Source organism: Micromonospora sp. AMSO12t (assembly GCF_008806585.1).
GTDB classification, from domain to species: domain Bacteria; phylum Actinomycetota; class Actinomycetes; order Mycobacteriales; family Micromonosporaceae; genus Micromonospora; species Micromonospora reichwaldensis.
In genome coordinates this window covers 1-4,464 of the sequence record NZ_WAAS01000390.1, presented here as the reverse complement: position 1 = coordinate 4,464, position 4,464 = coordinate 1, and the positions used below count along the sequence as shown (strand labels likewise).

Below are 4,464 nucleotides of genomic sequence, written 5' to 3'. Positions count from 1 at the left end.
CCCGCCGCAGCGTCCGCAGCGGCGTGGCCGGGCTGGTCGGCGCGGCCACCAGCGGCCTCTTCGGCTTCCTGCTCGCGGTGGTCATCACCCGCGGCTACGGCACGGTCGGCTCCGGGGCGTTCTTCGCCGCGATCGGTGTGGTCACCGTCGCCACCGCCGTGTGCACCCTCGGCGCGGAGACCGGGCTGATGTGGGCGCTGCCCCGCCGGCGCCTCGGTGCGCGCGGCGACGCCGCCCGGGTGCTCCCGGTGGCGCTGGTCCCGCCGCTGCTGGTCGCGGTCGCCGTCGCCGTGGGCGGGGTGCTCGCCGCCGACGCGCTCGCCCCGCGCCTGCTCGGCGGCTCCGGCGTCGACGGCGCGGCCCTGCTGACGGCCAGCTTCGCCGCGGTGCCGGTGGTGGTGGCGATGACGCTGCTGCTCGCCGCGCTGCGCTGCGTGCGCCCGATCCGGGCGTACGTCGGGGTGCAGTTCTTCCTGCTGCCGGTGGCCCGGCCCGTGCTGGTCGGCGCGGCGGCCCTGGCCGGCGGTGGCCTGCTGGCCGGCATGACCGGCTGGCTGGTGCCGGCGGCGCTCGCCCTGCTGGCCTGCCTGACGCTGGTGGCCGGCCCGCTCGGCGTCGGTCGGGGCGCGGCGCTGCGGCCCGCGCCGGACGACTGGTCGGCGTTCTGGCGCTTCGCGCTGCCCAGGGCCGCGTCGGCCGCCATCGACGCCGGCAACATGTGGGTGGGCGTGCTGCTCACGTCGGTGCTCGCCGGGCCGGCCGACGCCGGCGTGTTCGGCGCCGTCGGGCGCTACATCCTCGCCGGCCAACTGGCCATGCAGGGGCTGCGGGTGGCGGTGTCACCGCAGCTGTCCCGGCTGCTCGGGCGCGGGGACCGGGCCGCGGCGGCGGCCGTGCACCGGCAGTTGACCACGTGGGGGCTGGTGCTGTCCTGGCCGGTCTACCTGCTGCTCGCCGTCTTCGGGCTGGCCTTCCTCCAGCTCTTCGGGCCCGAGTTCACCGCCGGCGCCCCCGCGATGACCGTGCTGGCGCTGGCCATGCTGGTCAACACCGGGGTCGGCAACGTGCAGAGCCTGCTGCTGATGGGCGGGCGCAGCGGGCTGCACCTGGCCGCCACGCTGGCCGGGCTGCTGGTCACGGTCTCCCTCGGCCTGTGGCTGATCCCGGCGCACGGCGCGACGGGGGCGGCGCTGGCCTGGGCGCTCGGCATCGCCACCGAGAACCTCACGGCGGTCGGCTGCGCCCGGGCCGTGGTCGGCCAGCCGCTGGTCGACGCGGCGATGCTGCGGGCCGGGGCGGCCACCGTCGCCGGGGTCGGGGCCGCGGCGACGGTCGGGGTGCTGGCCGGCGGCCGGGGGATCGGCGGCCTGGCCGTGGCCCTGGGCGTGCTGGCCGCCGGCTGCGTCGGCTTGTTGACGTTGCCCCGGGTGCGGCACCGCATCCGGGTGACCATGGTGCAGGTTCGTGGGCGGCAGGAGGCGGCCCCGGCCGCCACCGGGCGCGCCCCGGAGGAATCGAAGGGCAGGTGAGGTCGTCGTGCCGTCCATCCGAGACCGGGTGAAGCAGCTCGTACCGACCCAGGTGACGGAGCGGGTGCGGGAGTCGCTCGTCGACTACGGGGTACGGACCAGCGACCGGCGACCGCTGCCGGACTTCCTCATCATCGGCACCAAGCGGGGCGGCACCACCTCGCTGTGGAACTACCTGATCCAGCACCCGCTGGTGCCCCGGCTCTTCCCGGCCTGGAACACCAAGTCCTCGCACTACTTCGAGGAGCACTGGCGTCGGGGCGAGGCCTGGTACCGCTCGCACTTTCCCACCCAGCGCCACCGGGAGGCGCTGGAGAAGCGCCACGGCGGGCCGGTACGCGTCGGCGAGGCGGCGCCGCTGTACATGTTCCACCCCCTCGCGGCGCAGCGGGTCGCGGCGCTGATGCCGTCGGTGCGGCTGATCGTGCTGCTGCGCGACCCGGTGGAGCGGGCGTACTCGCACTGGAAGGAGCGGCGCACGCACGGCATCGAGCCGCTCGACTTCGCCGCCGCGTTGGCGGCCGAGCAGGAGCGTACGGCGGGGGAGCGGGAGCGGCTGATCGCCGAGCCGGAGTACTTCAGCGAGCCGTACGACTGGTACACCTACCGGGCCCGGGGCCGCTACCTGGAGCACCTGGAGCCGTGGCTGGAGCGCTTCGACCGGCAGCAGATCCTCTTCCTGCCCAGCGAGGACCTCTACCGCGACGCCCGGTCCACCTACCGCCGGACGCTGGACTTCCTCGGCCTGCCCCCGCACGACCTGCCCGACTTCAAGGTCTACAACGACCGCCGCTCGTCGCCGCTGGAGCCGGCGGTGCGCGCCGAGCTGACCGAGTACTACCGCCCGTACAACGACGCGTTGCGGCAGCGGTTGGGGCTGGAGCTCGACTGGCCGGACCAGGCCCCGTGACGGCGCGGGCCACCGCCGCCGACCCGCGCTCGCGCACCGACGGGCTGGGCTGGGTCACCCGGGCGGTGTTCGGCGACGAGCGGATCGCCCTGACCGTGGGCGCCCCGCCGCCGCCCGGGCACCGCGCCGTCGCCCGGTACGCCGTCGTCCCGTCGCTCGCCCGGGCCCGCTTCCTGCTGCCGCTCGGCGCGCCCCGGGCCACGGCCGCCTCGCTGCTGGCGTACAACGCGTTGCGCCCGCCGAAGGTGCGGGCCGTGCGGGCCGGGCTCGGCACGCTGGCGCGGGTCGGCGCGGTCGACCTGGCCCCGTTCCCCCGGCTGACGGTGTCGCTGCCCGAGGGCGTCGCGGCCGACGAGGCGCTGCTGGCCGGGCGGCTGGGCGCCGCGCTCGGGAGACCGGCGGTGTACGCGGCCTGCGGGGTCCGCCCGCCGGACCCGAACCACAAGCCCACCCTGCAACTGTTCGGCCCGGACGGCCGGGCCCTCGGCTACGCGAAGATCGGCTGGAACGGGGCGACCCGGGCGCTGGTGACCGCCGAGGCGGCGGCCCTGCGGGAGTTGCCGGCGCTGACCGGCGTGCCCGACCATCCGGCGGCGCCCCGGCTGCTGACCGAGACGACGGCCGCCGGGCAGGTCGTCGCGCTGGTCGAGCCGCTGCCACCGGCCGTGCGGGGCGTGTCGACCGGCGAACCGCCGCGGATCGCGGCCCTGCTGGCCGTGGCCCGCCGGGGCCGCCCGCCGGCGCCACCGCGCCCCGTGGCCGGGTCGGCGTTCCTGGCCCGGCTCGCCGCCGAGGCCGGGCGCGCCGCCGCCGGCACGCCGGACGGGGCCCGGGCGGTCGCCGCCGTCGCCGCCCTGACCGGCCGGCACGGCGACACGACCGTCGAGTTCGGGCACTGGCACGGCGACTGGGTGCCCTGGAACCTCGGCGTGCACGCCGGCCGCCTCGTCGCCTGGGACTGGGAGCACAGCGGTCCGGACGTGCCGCTCGGCTTCGACCTGGCGCACGACGCGTTCCAGCGGGCCCTGGTGCTGCGGGGCGAGCCGGCCGCGGCGGCGGCGCGGGCCGTCGACGCCCACCTCGACCGGTACGGCACCGACCTCGGGCTCGGGCCGGCGGCCCGGCGGCTGGTGGCCGACGCCTACCTGCTGGAGATGTGGCTGCGCACCTGGCGCCTCGCCGACGCGGGCGCGGGCTGGAACGCGGCGCTGCATCCCGCCCTGCTGGACGTCATCGAGAAACGACATAGCGGCTGATCCACCGAAAACGCCGGAGTCTGCGGGCCACCGTCGACTCCGGATAGTGACGAAGAAGCTCCAGGTCGTGACGACCGTCGATACCGATGGTCGCCGCGGCGCACCCGATCCGCCACCCGCGGAGATCGATCTGTCGCCCGGTCGCCCTATTTCACCAGCCGGGGGACGTGTGATCTGCTGTCGCGTGGCGACCACCGAACATCCAAGCGAACTTGTGGGGAGTCGCGTGGAAACGACGACCGAGGATGCCGGCGAGCCCGGAGTCCTGCTCCTGGTGGGCTCCAGCGGCGGCCACCTGGCCCAACTGCTCGCCCTGCGCCCGTGGTACGAACGCTGGCGGCGGTGCTGGGTCACCTTCGACACACCCGAGGCGCTCTCGCTGCTGGCCGGCGAGGAACTCGTCCCGGCGCACCACCCGACCACCCGCAACGTGCCGAACCTGCTGCGCAACGCCGTACTCGCCTGGCGGGTGCTGCGGTCGCGCCGGGTCGCCGCGGTGGTGACCACCGGCGCCGGGGTGGCCGTCCCGTTCGTGGTGCTGGCCCGGCTCCGGCGCGTGCCGACCGTCTACATCGAGGTGTACGACCGCATCGACACCCCGACCCTGACCGCCCGGCTCTGCCGGCCGTTCCTCTCCGCGATGCTCGTGCAGTGGGACGAGCAGCGCCGCCAGTACCCGGAGGCCACCGTCGTGGGGACCCTGCTGTGAGCGCCGAGAGCACCGGAACCACCCCCGTCCACCGCGTCGCCCCCGGCCTGTCACTTATAC

At 76.2% G+C, this 4,464-nt stretch carries 4 protein-coding genes; all 4 read left to right on the top strand.

Annotation, left to right across the window (positions count from 1 at the left end; genetic code table 11):
* Positions 1 to 1,529: lipopolysaccharide biosynthesis protein (locus F6X68_RS30955; protein ID WP_151457569.1), on the top strand; the 1,529-nt coding region annotated here is incomplete at its 5' end.
* 7 nt (positions 1,530 to 1,536) lie between these two features.
* The gene (locus F6X68_RS30950; RefSeq protein ID WP_151457568.1) at positions 1,537 to 2,439 is read left to right on the top strand and encodes a sulfotransferase domain-containing protein; all 903 of its coding nucleotides are present in this window, start codon (positions 1,537 to 1,539) and stop codon (positions 2,437 to 2,439) included.
* Complete coding sequence (locus tag F6X68_RS30945) at positions 2,436 to 3,695, top strand: hypothetical protein (RefSeq protein ID WP_151457567.1); 1,260 nt, start codon at positions 2,436 to 2,438, stop codon at positions 3,693 to 3,695. The genes F6X68_RS30950 and F6X68_RS30945 overlap by 4 nt, the downstream gene beginning before the upstream one ends.
* Positions 3,696 to 3,921: 226 nt before the next feature.
* Positions 3,922 to 4,404: a UDP-N-acetylglucosamine--LPS N-acetylglucosamine transferase gene (locus tag F6X68_RS30940; RefSeq protein WP_121395268.1), complete on the top strand. Its 483-nt coding sequence runs from the start codon at positions 3,922 to 3,924 to the stop codon at positions 4,402 to 4,404.
* Positions 4,405 to 4,464: the final 60 nt, after the last annotated feature.